A 16,465-nucleotide genomic window follows, 5' to 3' on the forward strand; every position below is an offset into this window, starting at 1 on the left:
GGTTATTTCACCAAAAGCCGCTGATGAGAGTCAGCGGCTTTTTTGTCAGTTCAAAAAATAGCGAGGTCTCTAGTTTTGGAGAAATCTAACGGCGAGATGCCTAACCAAGAGTCTTCTTTATGGACGTTCTGCTAACCCTAATCATACGAATAAGAAAATATTCAGGACTCAATGTCTCAATTATTAGAGCTGCATTGGCAGATTTTGCCACCAATTAATAAAATCAAGATAGTTTGATATTTCATTTCTCGCGTTCCTAAAAAGAACAAACAACAAACGGAGGGGCAGAATGAAGGAAACACAATCAACGCTTATTCGTGGGTTCCATATCCTTGAAAAAATTGTGAAAGCCGAAAAGCCACTTTCCAGTGTCTATCTTGCTGAAGAGTTAGAGCTACCAAAACAAACCGTTCATCGCATCGCGCAACAACTGGAAGAGGATGGATTGTTGCAGCGAGAACCTGATGGAAAGCGCTTCACTGCCGGCACTCGTTTGTTAGATTTGGCCAGAGCCACTCTTAAAAATTCTTCTATCAATGCACATCGCTATACCATTCTGAAAGAACTCTCTGATGAGATTGGTGAGACCTGTAATCTGACGATTCTCGATGGCTATGAAATTCTCTATCTGGAACGTGTTGAGACTAACTGGCCATATCGCATTCATTTGCCTGTCGGTGCGCATTACCCTCTGCATTGCACAGCTTCGGGTAAGCTGTTCCTTGCAGACATGAAAGCAGCGACGCGCAAACGACTGTTAAAAAGCATGAACCTGAGTCGAGAGACTTCGCAAACCATCACGGATCTCACTCAGTTGGAAGCGCATTTGGCGAAGATAGCCGAAGATGGCGTGGGTGTGGACTCTGGTGAGTTTCTTGATGATATGGTGGCAATAGCAGTTCCCGTGATAAACAACGATAACCGCGTCGCTTTTACTGTCGCCGTTCATGCACCTTCTGCGCGTAAAACAACAGAAGAGTTAAGACAGTATTTGCCACTGCTTCGGCGTGCTGCACAGCGGTTAGCCGTTGCAGAATTTGGCATCGTCGAAGATTGAGTACAACTCGCTAATTTAGAGTCTGGTGAGCGAAAAGGGTAAACTGAAACCAAATAGCCAGCAGACTCTCCCCATTCTTGATGGCGAACACTTTCTTCGGCGCAGTCTGAACAGCCCGTTACTGCGCGAAACCATGGTCTTCCAGAATCATGTCAGAGGCCTTTTCTGCAATCATGATAGTGGGTGCATTTGTGTTACCTGATGCTATTTCCGGCATGATTGAAGCATCTACAACACGTAAGTTTTTAACGCCATAAACCTGCAATCTTGGGTTTACCACTGCCATCTCATCAACCCCCATTTTGCAGGTACTAGTTGGGTGATAAATGGTTTGGCTGAATTCTCTGGCTGCTGCCAACAACTCTTCATCGGATTGGAATTTTTCACCCGGCACATATTCGCTTAGCACATGCTCTGAAAGCGGGGGGGTACTCGCTATCTTTCTAGCGACTTTAATGGCATTGATAATCACAGTCTGGTCGCGCTCATCAGACAGATAGCGGGGCTGAATGGCTGGATGTTTTAAGGGATCTTTCGACGTGATTTTTACACTCCCGCGGCTATAAGGTCGAAGTTGACACACTGACGCAGTAAACGCTGAAAAGGGGTGTACGCCATCTCCGGGTTTGTCGGCGCTAAGCGGTTGCATGTGAAACTGAATGTCTGGACGCGATAAGCTTGGGTCGGACTGTGTGAAAATGGTGACTTGGCTTGCTGCCAGAGTGAGTGGACCAGTTCGATTAAAGAGATATTGGAGCGCCACCATTACTCGTTTCGTCAGACTATTCAATTCGTCATTGAGTGTGCGCTCACTGGTTTTAAAGACCAATCTCACCTGAAGATGGTCTTGCAGATTTTCACCCACACCAGGCAAGTCTTGAACAATCGCAATGCCCAGAGCGTTAAGCAGAGAAGCTGGACCGATTCCTGAAAGTTGAAGTAACTGTGGCGAGCCAATGGCACCAGCGCTCAGAATGACTTCCCGACTCGCCATAATTTGCTTTTTAGCACCCTCTTTGAGTACTTCAACGCTGGTGGCAGTTTTGTTCTCAAAGAGCACTTTTGATACATGGTGATTGGTGAGAATATCCAGGTTTTCCCTATGCTTAGCGGGGCGCAAGAAGGATTTTGCAGTACTCCAGCGGAAGCCTTTATATGCGGTTTGCTGGAAGTAACCGACACCTTCTTGGACTTCGCCATTGCAGTCAGGGTTATAAGGTATACCCAGCGCGGTCGCGGCGTTGATGAAGTGATCGGCAATCGGGCGGCGTAAGCGCAAATCGCTGACTTTCTGTGGGCCATTTACACCGTGATACTCGTCGGAACCGCGTTCCTGATCTTCTGACTTTTTGAAGTAGGGAAGCACCTCCTGATACGACCACCCCTGGTTTCCGAGCGCTGCCCAATGATCATAATCTTCCGCTTGTCCGCGAACATACAACAGCCCATTCAGAGCACTGGAGCCTCCTAACACTTTTCCTCTTGGCCACTGCAATTGGCGAGAATTGATACCCGGATCTGGTTCTGTGAGATAGCACCAATCTGTTTTTGGGTTGTGCATGGTCTTGAAATACCCCACCGGTATATGCAACCAGGGATTGTTATCCTTCCCCCCAGCTTCTATCAAAAGGACCCGGACCGATGGGTTTTTAGACAGACGATTGGCAAGAACACACCCGGCAGATCCAGCTCCAACAACAATAAAATCGTAATGATTTGAAGATAACCCCATCTTTTCCCTTCTCCCTGTTCACGAGTAACTGTCATGTATTCAAGGCGAGATGCTCCCGATCCAGCGCGAAATCGAAAATTCTCAAACATTAAAATATGAGACTAGTTATCTCGATTTTTATAGTCAAGGCTTGAATTTTGATTTTTCCATGCCATAAATGGAATGTTCCGGTTCATTTTTTAACCATTCTTTAACATGGAGTGGTTGAAGCGTTACCAAAAACACGGAGCAAAAATTTTCCACTGAACGTTGGATTGCTTGAATTTCAGAGCGTGATGATTGAACGCAGAAGGCTCTGTTTGAGAACGCAAATGTGGGCATGCCAGCGTAAACGTTTGAGCGACAGCCAACACAAAGGAGTGCGAGCATGAGCAAAAATCGGGAAAAACTCACGCGGCGAGATTTTATGAAGGTGTCAGCCCATTTTGGGATGACCTCCACCCTTATCGCAGCAGGTACTTTGGGAGCAGGTGCCACGGTATCTTCACTGGCACGAGCAGCCGAAAATACCCAAAAGGAACGCTATTCTGCGCCACCTAAATTTCAACTTAAATTTGGTGCATCCGGGTTTAATGAGAAGAACCTCGATATTCAAAAGTCGGCGCAGCTTTTCTTTGCAAGAGATCTGGAGGAGCGGACAAACGGCGCAATTCGCGTTGAGTTCATTGGCAGTAATCAGATATGCGGGCAAACCAATTGTGTGAAGAAAACACAGCAGGGCATCATCGATATGTATTCTGCTTCAACCCAGAACTCAGCGGGTGGTGCGCCGTATCTCAATGTGTTGGATTACGCCTACATGTTCCCTTCCCGCGCATCTCAGTTTCATTTTTTCTACAGCAAGAAAAGCGAGCCCCTGTTTAGAGAGCCGTTGCGTCAGCGTCATAAAATGCAATTCCTGTTTACCCATTGCGAGCTGCGAGGTATCCAGCTTGGCTTGAAATGGAAAGACAAGCCTCTCGTCACGTCGATCGACCAGTTAGCGGGCACGAAAAACCGTGTAACGGGAACGCAATTGGGGCGTATCGCCATGCAGTTGATGAACCTCAACCCAGTACCGATTGCTTGGGAAGAAACCCTGGATGGTCTGAAACAAGGGCTTATCGATGGGGCAGAAACTTGGATGGGAGCGGTGGCTTATGCGGGTATGGCACCGGTGGTGTCGCAGTGTGTTGACCTGAAATTCTTCTCAGGGACTGAGCACACGGCCATGAGTCTACCGGTGTTTGATAAGTTGGGATCCGATCTTCAGGATGATGTGATGGAGTCTGCGTATGTCGCTCAGATTTTCACACAAGGCATGAATGAGGCGGCACTGACTGACGTCATAGGTGCAACGAACCCGCCACGGGCGGGCACCATCTTCGCTGAAAACAATACCCGAGTTGCCACTTTGTCTGATGCTGAACTTCGTAAAGCAGAAGAAATGTGTTCGCCAGAGTTCAACCCAGAACCCTGGGAACAGTGGCGTGACCGTTTGAATAAGTGGTCCGGCGGACACGATACCTACCAAGAAATCTACGATATTGCGCGAGAAATTCCGCGCGACACTTCCGCTGTTAATGTGCCGCCACAACGCTGGTGGATGAGCTAAATAGGGTCGCACAGTGTCTGCTTACTGATGTGAAAACACATCCGCAAAGAGGCCTGTGCGTGTCTTTACTTCAAACTCTGTGAGGTCAGCATGAAACCGCTACAAACCTTGCTCAAATGGTTAGATGAAAACACGGAAAAGGTCATCATCTTGATCACCTACTCAAGTATGGCTGGGATAATTTTTGTAGAGGTTGTTCGACGGTTTCTGTTCAACCAACAAGTGCCCTGGAGCACGACAGTACCTGTACTGCTTTTCTTGTGGGTGACGTGGTTTGGTGCTTCATACAACATCAAAAAACGTACGCATCTAGCGTTAACCGAAATTCGTTCGCGACTCTCCTACAAACACCAATTTTACTGCTTGGTTCTGGATGCAGTGCTCTGGATTGCTTTCGCCATCATTGTGATTTACCACGCAACGAATCAAACCTACATCGCTTACGACAATTTCGCCATTGTAGGTGGAACGGATGACGTCATGGAATGGTGGTTTTACCTAGCAACGCCGCTTGCTTGGGGACTTATCGTCATTCGTGTGCTGCAGAATCTCGCTCAGGACATTAAGCAATATCAGCGTAAAGAGCCCTTCGTGCTCCAAGCGTCACTACTGGATTAGGAGCAGGATATGGAAGACGGCACTCTCATTACGCTGATTTCTCTCGGTGTCACACTGCTATTTATCATCGGCGTTCCGATTTTTCTTGTGATTGGCTTTTGGGTTGTAGGATGTAGCCTCGTTATCGATTTTACCCTTGCCAATATTGGTGTGACCTTATTTGAAGGTTTGAACTTCTTTGGCTTACTGGCGTTGCCACTTTTCATCATGACAGGAGACTTAATCAATGCTGCCGGTATCGCCAAGCGCATGTCAGATTTTGCCTATTCCATTTTAGGATGGGTGAGAGGGGGGCTGGGAATGGCCACCATTGGTGCGTGTGGAATGTTCGCGGCTATTTCCGGTTCCAATGCCGGGACGACAGCGACCATCGGTTCCATCATGCAGCCAGAAATGGCGAAGAATAATTATGATGAACGTTTTGCTGCTGCCACCGCTGCGGCGGGCGGCACAGTGGGCATCATTATTCCGCCAAGTATCATCTTCATTGTTTATGGCTTCCTGCTCGATCTTTCGATCAGCGATTTGTTCGTTGGTGGAATGTTACCTGGCTTATTGATGGTTATTGCAATGCAGTTGGCGTGCTACATCGTCTGTAAGAAGAATGGATGGGGTAACCTAATCAAGTTTGAGCCCAAGCGTATCTTTCAAACCGGTTTAAAAGCCTACCTCGGCTTAATTGCCATCGGAATAGTGATATACGGCATCTATTCCGGAGCCTTTTCTCCGACTGAAGCAGCCGGTGTCACGGTGGGTTTCTGTTTGATAGCGGGTGTGCTGATCACGCGACAAATCAAACTGCGCGAGTTGCCGAACATCTTACTGCGTTCAGGGCAAATCACGGGCATGCTGGCACCACTGATCGCGATATCCGTTGTGATGCAACAGTTGCTTTCCCTATTGGGTGCTGGTGAAGTGGTGCGTGGATGGATGTCTGCCATTGGTGACCCAACGTTTGTTTTGATTGCCTGCATGATGTTGGTGTTGTTGGCCGGAACGGTGTTAGAAAGCCTGCCCAATACCATCATTCTTGCCCCTATTCTGGCGCCAATTGCTTACAGCGTGGGGGTGGATCCGATTCATTTCGCCGTGATCTTCTTGGTTGGTGATGCCATTGGGTTTATCACGCCACCTTATGGGTTGAACTTGTATGTTGCCAGCGGGATCACGGGAATACCGTATTTCACCATTGTGAAATACGTAATGCCTTACCTGTTTGCACTGATGGTGGCATGGATGATCATCGCTTTCTGGCCGCCGCTTTCGACCTATCTTGTGCAGTTTTCAGCTGTGGGTTAGGGAGCCCGACCTTAAAATCTATTGCTGTGCTGACAAATAAAAACGGCGCTGTTATGTACCCAAACGACCTGAAGATGCTCGCATTCAGAGGTCGTTTGGGTATATAGCGCCGTTTTTACTTTTTACTGTTAATGGGGGCATTCATTCTCAATACGCTATCTTGACGGAACCCTGATAAATGAAGCTACCTCCTGGATCTTAGGGAAAACCTCTTTGATTAAGCGATTTTCATCCCATTCGCTCGTTTTAAATATGGCGACAATACAGGCTATTATTTCCTTGTCGTAATTCAGAATGGGTACAGAAATATTTATCTTTCCATGGCTTATCTCTTGATTGGTTATGCAATATCCATTTTGCTTAAACTTCTGCACTTCATTCTTAATGTCTTCTTCATTTGTCATCGTCAGCGGCGTGAATGGTCTTTTGATTTCCTTCTCCAAGATAGAGTCGACCTTATTATCATCAAAAGTGGAAAGGAAAATTCTGCCTGAACTTGTACAGTAAATGGGGACAGTAAAGCCCGGATAATCGTTGGGATAGGCTTCGGTGATGCTTTGTAACGGAATGAGATAAACCACTTTTTCTTGATGGTAGACACTGACGCCAACGCGCGCATCCAGGTTCTGACGCAGATTGACAATGTGTGGGTTGATGGCGCTCACCAGATTGTTCTGACTAAGGTAACTACTTGCTGGAAGGAGCATTTTTAAGGAGAGCTCGTATCGCTTTGAGGTTGGATTTTTCGTCAGGTATCCCAGCTCCTCAAGGGTATAAACATATCGTTGGACTGCGCTTTTCCCCATCCCCGTGACCTGAACAAGTTCGGTCAAACTCATGCTTTGCGTGGTCACATCAAAAGCTTCAATGATTTCAAAGGCTTTCTTAACTGAGCCAACAAATAAGCGATTCTCCATCCTCTAAATCCTCGGAAATAAGACATTAGAACGCAAGATCTGGTTTGCGATCGTAACCTGATCGTTATAGGGTTGTTAACGAAGTAACACAATACACAACAAAGTATTGCAATGCAATATTTATATGGAGGTAAATATCATGAAGTATCTATTCGCTACGCTTTTTGCTGTGCTTTCTATTGTCGCTAGCTTTACTCAAGCTGCTGAATGGCCGAAGAAAACAATCAAATTAACCGTTGGTTATGGAGCCGGTGGAACAACGGATACGGTGTCGCGCGTGTTATCCACTGAACTTGAGAAAAGTCTTGGTAAGAAAGTTACCGTCATCAATAAGCCGGGAGGTGGCGGATCTGTCGCGGCTGCGTTGTCGAAAGCGCAACGCCCTGACGGATATTCAATTTTCACACTGACGACAGGCGCGGCAGTACTATCTCCCCATATGCAAAACCTACCTTACGATCCTTTAAACGACTTTTCTTTCATCTCTCAAATTGCCCAATGGAACCTTGGAATAGTGGCCCCCAAGGATGCGCCGTACTCATCTATTCAAGAGCTTGTTGAATATGTGAAGCAACATCCGGGCGAAGTGAGTTACGCAATTGCTGGTGCCGGTACTCCACAACACCTTGCTATGGAGCGTCTCGCGCAACAAGAGTCGCTGAAATGGAAGGCGATCCCGTTTAAAGGCGGTGCTGCAAGTGTTACGGCACTCTTGGGTGGGCATGTTGATTTAATGGCTGGAGCGACGGAGTGGTTGCCTCAAGTCCGTTCTGGTGAATTTAAACTCCTTTCAATCATCACAGACAAGCGAATGGCTGAGTTCCCAAATGTGCCAACCTTGATTGATGCAGGTTACGACATCTCCGCGCCTTCTATTTTGGGTATTGCAGGTCCAAAAGGGATTCCCGATGAAGTGGTAGAGAAGCTTGCCAGCGCAATACAAGTTGCGACAGAAAGTGGGGATTTCAAGGAGATTATCGAAAAACTGGCTATGCAGGTGAACTATCTTGACGCGAAGAAATTCGAGAAGAACGTGACAGAGACGTTCCACAAGCAAGGCGAAATCATTCAGCTCTCTGGGCTAGGGAAATAGCCCAGTATTGAGAGCAGGAAGAGTAGAGCAGGAATTCAGGAAAGAATGATGAATCAAAATTCAAAGGACAGATTGTCAGCTGTGGTGCTTGCCATTATTGCTGTGTTTATAGGTGCCACATTAATACCAGGGCAGGTTGAAGATACTCAATCTATCGCGTTGTCACCGAGGTTCTTCCCATACTTTGGTTGTGCGTTGGTCGGTATTGGCGCAGTTTTTCTGTTTATAAGCAGCTTTGATAAAGCCGCTGGTGAGCACGAAACTGCAGCTCCAAAGCAGAGTGTTGGGACTTGGTTTCGACCTCTTCTTACTGTCCTTGTGATAGTTCTGTTTATCAGTGTGTTTGAAACATACGGCTTCATTCTTTCTGTATCAGCAATGATGTTTCTGCTCTTTCTCATCAATGGAGTACGACGACCAGTGACGCTAATCATTATACCGGCTCTGGTCACCCTCGCGCTCTATGCACTGTTTGTCATTGGACTGGGAATGTCCGTTTAAATCAAGGAGGGTGGTATGGAAGGCGAGATCCTTCAATCTGTTGTTTCAGTTTTTTCTGTACTTAATCTTGTCGCTATTTTTGTTGGTGTTGCATTTGGCATCTTTATGGGTGCAATCCCGGGGTTAACTGGCACCATGGGTATTGCATTGATTATTCCATTGACCTATGGATTTAGCCCTCTAACTGCGTTTTGTGTTTTGCTAGGGGCTTATAAGGGGTGTCTTTTCGGGGGGAGTATCCCTGCCATTCTTTTAAATACGCCAGGCTCTCCAGCAGCAGCGGCGACTGTTCAGGATGGCTACCCTTTGGCTCAAAAAGGACGAGGAAGTGAGGCAATGGGAATGGCGCTATGGGCGTCCGTTATTGCCGATGTTATTGCCACTGTCATATTGGTTTTGGGCGCTGTTTCCCTTGCCAAGCTGGCAACTAATTTTGGACCACCGGAGTTCGCAACCCTAGTACTTTTTGCGCTTCTTGTTGTTGCTGGTGTGTCGGGTAATTCACTTTCCAAAGGTCTAATTACTGCTTCACTCGGCTTTCTTTTTGGGACCGTCGGGCTAGACCCGATGGTGGCCACCCCAAGATTCACTTTTGATAACGTCAATTTGATGAATGGTATTTCGCTGATGGCGATGCTGATCGGTTTATTCGCCGTTTCTGAGCTCCTGATCCAGGCAGAAAATTTGGTTGAGAAACAGACAGCGAAACAAGCCAACAGCAAAGCCAGTTCATCTATTTCATGGTTTCAAATCAGGGGGAGCTTAAAGACCATCTGCAGAGGCTCATTCATTGGTGTTGTGCTGGGGGCGATACCCGGATTGGGAGCAACGCCCGCGGCGTTTCTGTCATATTCCGAGGCAAAAAGGAAATCGGCGACACCCGAGAAATTTGGCCAAGGAGAGTTAGAGGGAGTCGCTGCCGCAGAGTCAGCGAACAATGCTACCTGCGGTGGTGCTTTGATTCCTCTGCTCGCATTAGGTGTGCCAGGAGATGTGACAACCGCTGTTCTGATGGGAGCCTTCCTGATACATGGCTTGGCGCCTGGTCCTGCGCTTTTTAGTGAAGATATTTCGTTGATTTATTCACTGTTCGTCGTGCTTTTTATCGCATCACTGTTTCTACCTCTTGTTGGTAAGGTCGCGATAAAGCTGTTTTTTCAGATTACAAGAATACCCCAAAGTGTCTTGTTACCCACTATCGCTGTGTTTTGTGTTGTTGGCGTTTATGGGTTCAACAACAGCACGGTCGATCTTTGGATTATGTTGGGGTTCGGCTTGCTGGGTTACGTCATGCGAAAGCTCGATTTTCCTCTTGCCCCAATGATGATTGGCTTTGTTCTTGAGCCAGTGGGTGAACAAGCAGTGCGTCAGGCGCTCACCCTGTCTGAAGGGAATTGGCTCATCTTCGTCTCTACACCACTTTCTGTGTTGTTTTTAGCTTTATCAGTCATATCCGCGGTAGTGATTTTCCGTCGTAATACGAATAAAAATGGAGTTTAACAGTGAGTCTGTCTCAATCATCCTCGTGGAATATTAAGAAGAAAGTTGTTCGCACGCACCGAGGTGTGGTGACGTCACAAAGCCGTATTGCGTCAGAAATTGGTGCAGAGGTTCTAAGAAAAGGCGGAAACGCAGTGGATGCGGCAATAGCAACATCGTTCGCCCTAGGCGTCGCGGAGCCCTGGATGAGCGGTATCGGTGGTGGCGGCTTTATGGTGATTCGTTTAGCTAAAACTGACGAAGTTAAGGTGATCAACTTCGGTATGAAGTCCCCTAAGAATCTTAACGTCGAAGATTATCCGCTGGTTGAAGGTTCAGCGACAGATTTGTTTCCTTGGACTCGCGTCCATGAAGACAGGAATGTGACGGGGGCGCTCGCGGTTGCCATTCCTGGCCAAGTGGCTGGAATGGGGTTGGCTGCTGAGCATTTTTCATCTCTTCCCTGGAAAGCACTCATTGAGCCTTCCATAGACCTTGCTAAGAGAGGGCTGGTCGTTGACTGGTATGCACAGTTAGTTATTTCTTCCGTCGCCAAAGATCTGGTGCCGTTTAAAGCGTCTGCGGAGACGTTTTTGGATTCTGGTCTTTTCCCTAAATCTTCAGCGTGGACGTCTCATTCATCAAACGTCTGCGATCAGTCACGTCTGGCTAAAACGCTGGAAACCATAGCAGAAGAAGGCCATCAAAGTTTTTACCGCGGGGAGTTAGCAAGAACTATTGTCAATGAACTCGCTGCAGCAGGGGGCCGGCATAGTTTGGAAGACTTTGAAAGTTACACAGCCACTCTGCAGACTGCGGACAAATACAGTTATCGCGGCCATACCATATTTGGTACGCCATCAATGACTGCCGGTCCAACCTTAAAACGCACTTTTTCACTGATGGAGAATTGGCAGCCAGAGGGCAATTCTCCTGACTCAAAAGCCTACCGGGTCTACGACACTGCAATTAGGTTAGCCAACGAAGAGCGCTACCGCTTTATGGGAGATGAACGTAAGGAAGTAGCACCTAGTTGCACGACACATTTTAACGTTGTTGATTCTGAGGGAAATTGCGTATCGGTGACGCAGACACTGCTTTCCATTTTTGGCTCCAAGTTGATGTTGGGAGACAGTGGCATTCTTATGAACAATGGGATCATGTGGTTTGATCCGGAGCCTAATAAGCCAAACTCGCTTGCTGCTGATAAAAGATGCTTAGCGAATATGTGTCCCACCATTCTCAAACGCAACGATGGTCACTACTTTGCGTTAGGCGCATCGGGTGGACGTAAGATAATGCCTGCAGTTGCGCAACTTTCCTCGTTTATCTTGGATTACAAGATGGATATAGAGAAAGCGATGTGTATGCCAAGGATAGATACCAGCCTCAGTGAGCTCACGATTGTGGATGACACAATGGATGAAAACCTCATTGAAGATTTAAGGGGAACAATACAACAGGTCAAATTAGCCCCGAGGACGATATATCCGTTCAACTTCGCTTGCCCAAGCATCATTTCGAGTCAGGTTGTAGGTGGCCAACTTGAGAATGCTGGTATCACAGAGGTGATGTCAGCCTGGTCAGATGCGATCAAAGAATGAAAGGCGTGATGGGTGGCAGGGGATGAGTGAATTCTTACTAAAGCTAAACGACGGAGATTTGGTTGCACTTGTTGTTCTCTTTTTGTCTCTATTTCTTTATGAGCCTATAAGTAAGGCGATATTTGGGAAGAATATTTCCAGCCAAATGATGTTGTGGCGAAAAGCGTGGGCAACCCAGATGCTCTGGCGCCATGAGAGAATTACGGATGTCAGCTTGGTGCGAGGATTGATTCACAATGTGTCTTTCTTCGCCACAACGACCGTTTTTGTTATTAGCGGCTTAGTTGCGCTGTTAGGTGCAAGCCACTCAATCACTGAAAAGTTGAACTCTTTTTCTTACTTGAATGGTACGACAGAGGAGGCAGTGGTTTTAAAAATAACGAGTTTGTTGATTATCATGGTGATTGCGTTTTTTGAATTTGCGTGGTCTATGGGTTTACACGCGAACTCTTTGCTTATGCTGGGGTCTGCGCCAGAGCCAAGTGAAAAGGATTCAAAAGCGACGAGCCTCGTTGTCAACAAACTCTCCGAAATGAGCGTGCTGGCCTCTTACCACTTTCAATATGGTGTGCGAGCTTATTACTTTGGAATATCCTCACTGGCTTGGATTATCCATCCTTATGTTTTCTATGCTGTTTTCCTGATTGTTATTCTTATTATTTTGAGAAGAGAGTTCTTTTCAAGAGCTTTCGATATCACGTCAATGGAAGACATCGAATGGCCAACCTCAGACTCCTCAACGGGGAGTCGTTAGGATCGGCAAGTAGTTGGAATATTCGTATTTTTGGTGTGTACCGGTAGCATCAAGAATCTTCACCCCAGCTTTCTTCTTCTATCTTCGCAAATGCGAGAGATGCCCTTTGCAGTGCAGGGAGGAAATGTAAGGCTTGGTCGGCTTTGAGTCGCATGATAGGTGCCTGAATGGCGACAGCGAGATTGGATTTTCCGCGCTTGGATGGCACAAGAACCGCGACACACAACAATCCGGGTAGGAACTCTTCGTTGTCGATGGCGTAACCGCAGGCACGGACGTTTTCCAGTTCTTCCTCCAACGAAGCCAGGTCAGTGATCGTTTTCTCAGTGAAGGCGGTCATCTCAGAGTTACCAAGCAGCCTGCGGCGCTGGGAAGGGGTCATATTTGCCAGAAACAGTTTACCTGTTGCTGAGCAGTGAACGGGGACTCGGGAACCAGGGTGTAAATGGAAACGCAATGGAGCTTCAGTTTCAACGCGGTCTACGTAAATGACCTCACCGCCGGACAGGGATGTCAGGTTACAGCTTTCACCCACTTCGTCCCTTAATTGGCTCAACAGGTTGTGTCGTGCGCTGTGCGTGGTGGAGTTGAGCAAGACATTCTCTGCCATATGACGCAGTCTTGCGCCTTTACCATAGTGTCTGTCGTCACCGTCGCGCTGGATGATACCTGCACTTTCCAGCTGTTGAAGCATTCTATGCAGTGAAGGCTTGGGGATGTTGGTTTCTTCGGTGAGATCTTGTAGCGAGAAAAATTCGTCTTTTTTAGCGATAAGTTCCAGCAATGAAAATAGACGTAATGTTGGCGTGTCGCCGTCCACAACAGCCAGATCAGATTTGTTCTTCGTTTTCATGGTTCTCCCTTATTCCATACCCGCCATATATATCAAAATTCTGGAAAATGACAACAAACCATCTTGAAAAATGAAATCCTCTGCCATTTATCCCGCTTCTGCGTTCATGACTAAATCACGGTTTTCATGTCCTCCTTTTGCCATAAGATCTTCGTACTGATTCTGCAATCAGTGTGATGATATCGTTGAACGTCGCACTATCAGGTTGGAAGTCGATATCTAAGGTTAAATTGAGCGGGTAAAAGCGGCTAAGGTCTACACCCACACCCAGAGCAGTGATGATATCCCCCTGTTTTTCTCGGCTTGCTATGACTTGCTGGAGGTGGTTATCCAAATAGAAGTCATCATTGGTCAGGTTAGTGGCGGTATCCATCGGACTGCCATCAGATATCACCAGCAATAGATGTCTCGAGGTGTCTATCTGACGCGCCCTTGCGCACGCCCACTCAATCGCTTCGCCATCAATACCTTCACGGAAAATATCTCCCTTCATCAATGCCGCCAGGTTTTTAGAGCCTTGACGCCAACGTGTTCCAGCATCTTTGAAAATTAAATGGCACACTTCATTCATTCTGCCGGGCATGGCTTGCTTGCCTGTCATTAGCCATTTTTTGTAAGGCCGTCCGCCATTCCAAGCACAGGTTGTGTATCCCAGAACTTCAGTAGGCACGCCTCCAATACCTAGTGCCCTGACAAGCCCATCAACGAGATGGGTAATGTTTTCCATGTGCTGTCTCATGGAGCCGGAGCAGTCAATCAGTATGGTGACAGCGCTATCAGGACGTTCAACGAAGTCTTCTTTGATAAATACGCGCCTTTCCATAGGCGATGAGACAACCTGTGGAAGGCGGCTTCCATCGATGTAACCTTCCTCCTCCTCAAATTGCCAACCGTCACGTGTTATTTGGTTCAAACAAAGCAGTAGGCGTCTGGATATTTCCCGAAGGTTCAGCCCCAGATGAAGAAAGCGTTTATCAAGATGTGAGCGAAATTCTGCGAGCTGCGCTTTTCTCACCAAGCTGGATGCGTCTACCTCGACATCGAATTCCCGGTTGAAAACCCGATATTGAAGACGGTGCATTTCAAATGACTTGCTGTTTCCCCCTGTGACTGAAGAGTAGGTATTGTCGGCTTCACTATCCGTGCTGAGTAACAGGGGAAAAGCACTGAGGATCTGCTCACTCCTTTCATTGTCATCCTCATTGTTCTCACACTCACTCACCATGTTGGACACTTTCTCAGCCAGTGATAGAGCGTGTCGGCCGTAAAAAGTTTGATGGTCTTTATTGCGACGAAGACCTGCCAGTTCAGAACCCAAACTGGGTGCGATACCGGCGCGGGTCGCCTCTATTAAATCTTCAATTTCTGGGTCGATGGGCGTTGAAAACAGGCGTGAACGGACAATCTGTATCACAGTGAAAATTAAGATACCGAGCTTTGATTCCATCAGATTCGCGTGCAATGCGAGCCTGCTCCAAGCGTCAAACCGATGGCGAATATTTTGTTGTGTGCCTGGCTGGTGGTGGTTGGAGAGAAGGGCTTCTGTGCGAAATTGTTCCAGGAGGTCAAACAGCATGCCCGCGACAGGGTCTGCCGGCATGGTTGAGCGGTGAACATCAGCATTGCTGAACAACAGACGCGCTGAAATTGCATCAGCCCGTCCGCGCTGTGCTTGAGCATCATGGGAAAGATCATGAGTCTGTAAGTGAGCGGCCGAGACCGGAACATACACTGCTCCATTGTAAAAACGCTCACCACGAAGTTTGAGTTCCGGATTTCCCGTTTCCGACCGGATGGTTGCCAGAGTCAGTTCCCGTCTGCGCTGCTGGGTTCGGGTAAAAGGTGCGTGCTCGGGGGGGTGAGCGCGACTCATCTTTCAGCACCCGTTAAAGTGGAGTCTTCCTTTATGACTTCCTCATTAAAACAACGTTGATAAAGCTCGTTGATGATTGGCCATTCGGCTTCATCACATTTATTGAGGAAAGTGAGGCGGAAGGCAGTTTTAGGGTCACTGAATATTTCACAATTCTCCGCCCACGTGATAACGGTTCGTGGCGACATTAAGGTTGATATGTCACCGGTTGAAAACGCTTTGCGTGTCAGGTTGGCAATCTCAACCATTTGTGCCACCAGCTTTCGTCCGCGTTCAGTGTTTTTTGAAGGGACACGTGCAAGAACAATCTTGGCTTCAGTTTTTGGCTTAAGGTAGTTCAGAGTGACAACCAGATTCCATCGGTCTATCTGGGCTTGGTTTAATACCTGAGTGCCATGATACTGACCCTGCAAATTGCCTAAACCGACTGTGTTGGCTGTGGCAAACAGGCGGAATGAAGGGTGAGGCTCTATCACCCGGTTTTTGTCAGTCAGGACAAGCTTTCCGTCTTTCTCAAGTAAGCGCTGGATAACAAACATGACATCAGGTCTGCCGGCGTCATATTCGTCTAGGATCAGCGCGATCGGTCGGGCCGCAGACCAGGGCAGAATACCGTCCTGGAATTCGGTGACCTGCTTTTCGTCTCGGATCACCAAGGTATCTTTTCCTACCAAGTCCAATCGACTGATATGCCCATCAAGGTTAATCCTCATGCAAGGCCAGTTAAGCCGGGCTGCAACTTGCTCAATGTGGGTGGATTTACCCGTGCCATGTAGCCCTTGAATCAGTGTTCTCCGGTTGTGAGTGAAGCCCGCGAGAATCGCACTGGTCACTTCTGGATTGAAGACATAGTCAGGGTCGATTTTGGGCACTAACTCGCTGGTGCTGGAAAAAGCGGGTACAAGTAGGCGGGTATCGATACCGAATACTTCTTTGGCTGACACCTGGATGTCGGGTCCTTGCATCATTGTCCTCTCCATTTTTCCTCCGTTATTAAACCTTGAGCGAGCCTCTATTGAATTGTTTTTACCAACGAGGCGATTTCTCGTTGGTGAGAATTTCGATACCAATAATTCCGTTATTCAAATTTT

14 protein-coding genes are annotated in these 16,465 nt (G+C 47.4%); 9 read left to right on the forward strand and 5 right to left on the reverse strand.

Going from position 1 to position 16,465, the window contains the following annotated elements:
* Window positions 1–289: 289 nt before the first annotated feature.
* Window positions 290–1,057, forward strand: coding sequence for an IclR family transcriptional regulator (locus K6Q96_RS19330; protein WP_251882026.1), 768 nt, complete (start codon window positions 290–292; stop codon window positions 1,055–1,057).
* Window positions 1,058–1,175: 118 nt separating this feature from the next.
* On the opposite strand, the gene K6Q96_RS19335 is transcribed toward K6Q96_RS19330, so the two are convergent.
* Window positions 1,176–2,789, reverse strand: coding sequence for a GMC family oxidoreductase (locus tag K6Q96_RS19335; RefSeq protein ID WP_251882028.1), 1,614 nt, complete (start codon window positions 2,787–2,789; stop codon window positions 1,176–1,178).
* Between the two features lie 430 nt (window positions 2,790–3,219).
* On the opposite strand from K6Q96_RS19335, the gene K6Q96_RS19340 reads away from it, so the two are divergent.
* The 3 genes from K6Q96_RS19340 (at window position 3,220) to K6Q96_RS19350 (ending at window position 6,300) form a co-directional block, all read left to right on the forward strand.
* Window positions 3,220–4,383, forward strand: a complete 1,164-nt coding sequence (locus K6Q96_RS19340) for a TRAP transporter substrate-binding protein (protein ID WP_348651398.1) — start codon at window positions 3,220–3,222, stop codon at window positions 4,381–4,383.
* Between the two features lie 90 nt (window positions 4,384–4,473).
* A complete protein-coding gene (locus K6Q96_RS19345; RefSeq protein ID WP_251882032.1) occupies window positions 4,474–5,001 on the forward strand; it encodes a TRAP transporter small permease in 528 nt (175 codons plus the stop codon).
* 9 nt (window positions 5,002–5,010) lie between these two features.
* Window positions 5,011–6,300, forward strand: coding sequence for a TRAP transporter large permease (locus K6Q96_RS19350; protein ID WP_002538689.1), 1,290 nt, complete (start codon window positions 5,011–5,013; stop codon window positions 6,298–6,300).
* A 155-nt stretch (window positions 6,301–6,455) separates the two neighbouring features.
* Here the strand turns inward: K6Q96_RS19350 and K6Q96_RS19355 are convergent, their stop codons facing one another.
* Window positions 6,456–7,217, reverse strand: coding sequence for an IclR family transcriptional regulator (locus tag K6Q96_RS19355; RefSeq protein WP_046303212.1), 762 nt, complete (start codon window positions 7,215–7,217; stop codon window positions 6,456–6,458).
* 139 nt (window positions 7,218–7,356) lie between these two features.
* Here K6Q96_RS19355 and K6Q96_RS19360 point away from each other — a divergent pair, with 139 nt between their 5' ends.
* From K6Q96_RS19360 to K6Q96_RS19380, 5 genes are read left to right on the forward strand one after another with little or no spacing between them, the layout of a single operon-like run.
* Window positions 7,357–8,310: a tripartite tricarboxylate transporter substrate binding protein gene (locus tag K6Q96_RS19360; protein ID WP_002538691.1), complete on the forward strand. Its 954-nt coding sequence runs from the start codon at window positions 7,357–7,359 to the stop codon at window positions 8,308–8,310.
* 45 nt (window positions 8,311–8,355) lie between these two features.
* The gene (locus tag K6Q96_RS19365; RefSeq protein WP_251882034.1) at window positions 8,356–8,811 is read left to right on the forward strand and encodes a tripartite tricarboxylate transporter TctB family protein; all 456 of its coding nucleotides are present in this window, start codon (window positions 8,356–8,358) and stop codon (window positions 8,809–8,811) included.
* 15 nt (window positions 8,812–8,826) lie between these two features.
* Window positions 8,827–10,311 (forward strand): tripartite tricarboxylate transporter permease, encoded by a 1,485-nt coding sequence (locus K6Q96_RS19370; RefSeq protein ID WP_251882036.1) that lies wholly within the window; start codon window positions 8,827–8,829, stop codon window positions 10,309–10,311.
* Between the two features lie 2 nt (window positions 10,312–10,313).
* A complete protein-coding gene (locus K6Q96_RS19375; RefSeq protein WP_251882038.1) occupies window positions 10,314–11,894 on the forward strand; it encodes a gamma-glutamyltransferase family protein in 1,581 nt (526 codons plus the stop codon).
* Window positions 11,895–11,916: 22 nt separating this feature from the next.
* Window positions 11,917–12,648: a DUF599 domain-containing protein gene (locus K6Q96_RS19380; protein WP_046303207.1), complete on the forward strand. Its 732-nt coding sequence runs from the start codon at window positions 11,917–11,919 to the stop codon at window positions 12,646–12,648.
* 49 nt (window positions 12,649–12,697) lie between these two features.
* On the opposite strand, the gene K6Q96_RS19385 is transcribed toward K6Q96_RS19380, so the two are convergent.
* The 3 genes from K6Q96_RS19385 to K6Q96_RS19395 form a co-directional block, all read right to left on the reverse strand.
* Window positions 12,698–13,501, reverse strand: a complete 804-nt coding sequence (locus K6Q96_RS19385) for an IclR family transcriptional regulator (protein ID WP_002538697.1) — start codon at window positions 13,499–13,501, stop codon at window positions 12,698–12,700.
* Window positions 13,502–13,625: 124 nt separating this feature from the next.
* A complete protein-coding gene (locus tag K6Q96_RS19390; protein ID WP_251882041.1) occupies window positions 13,626–15,374 on the reverse strand; it encodes a cobaltochelatase CobT-related protein in 1,749 nt (582 codons plus the stop codon).
* On the reverse strand, window positions 15,371–16,354 hold the full coding sequence (locus K6Q96_RS19395) for an AAA family ATPase (protein ID WP_251882044.1): 984 nt from the start codon (window positions 16,352–16,354) through the stop codon (window positions 15,371–15,373). The genes K6Q96_RS19390 and K6Q96_RS19395 overlap by 4 nt, the downstream gene beginning before the upstream one ends.
* Window positions 16,355–16,465 lie beyond the last annotated feature (111 nt).

The organism is Grimontia kaedaensis (assembly GCF_023746615.1).
Taxonomy (GTDB): Bacteria; Pseudomonadota; Gammaproteobacteria; order Enterobacterales; family Vibrionaceae; genus Enterovibrio; species Enterovibrio kaedaensis.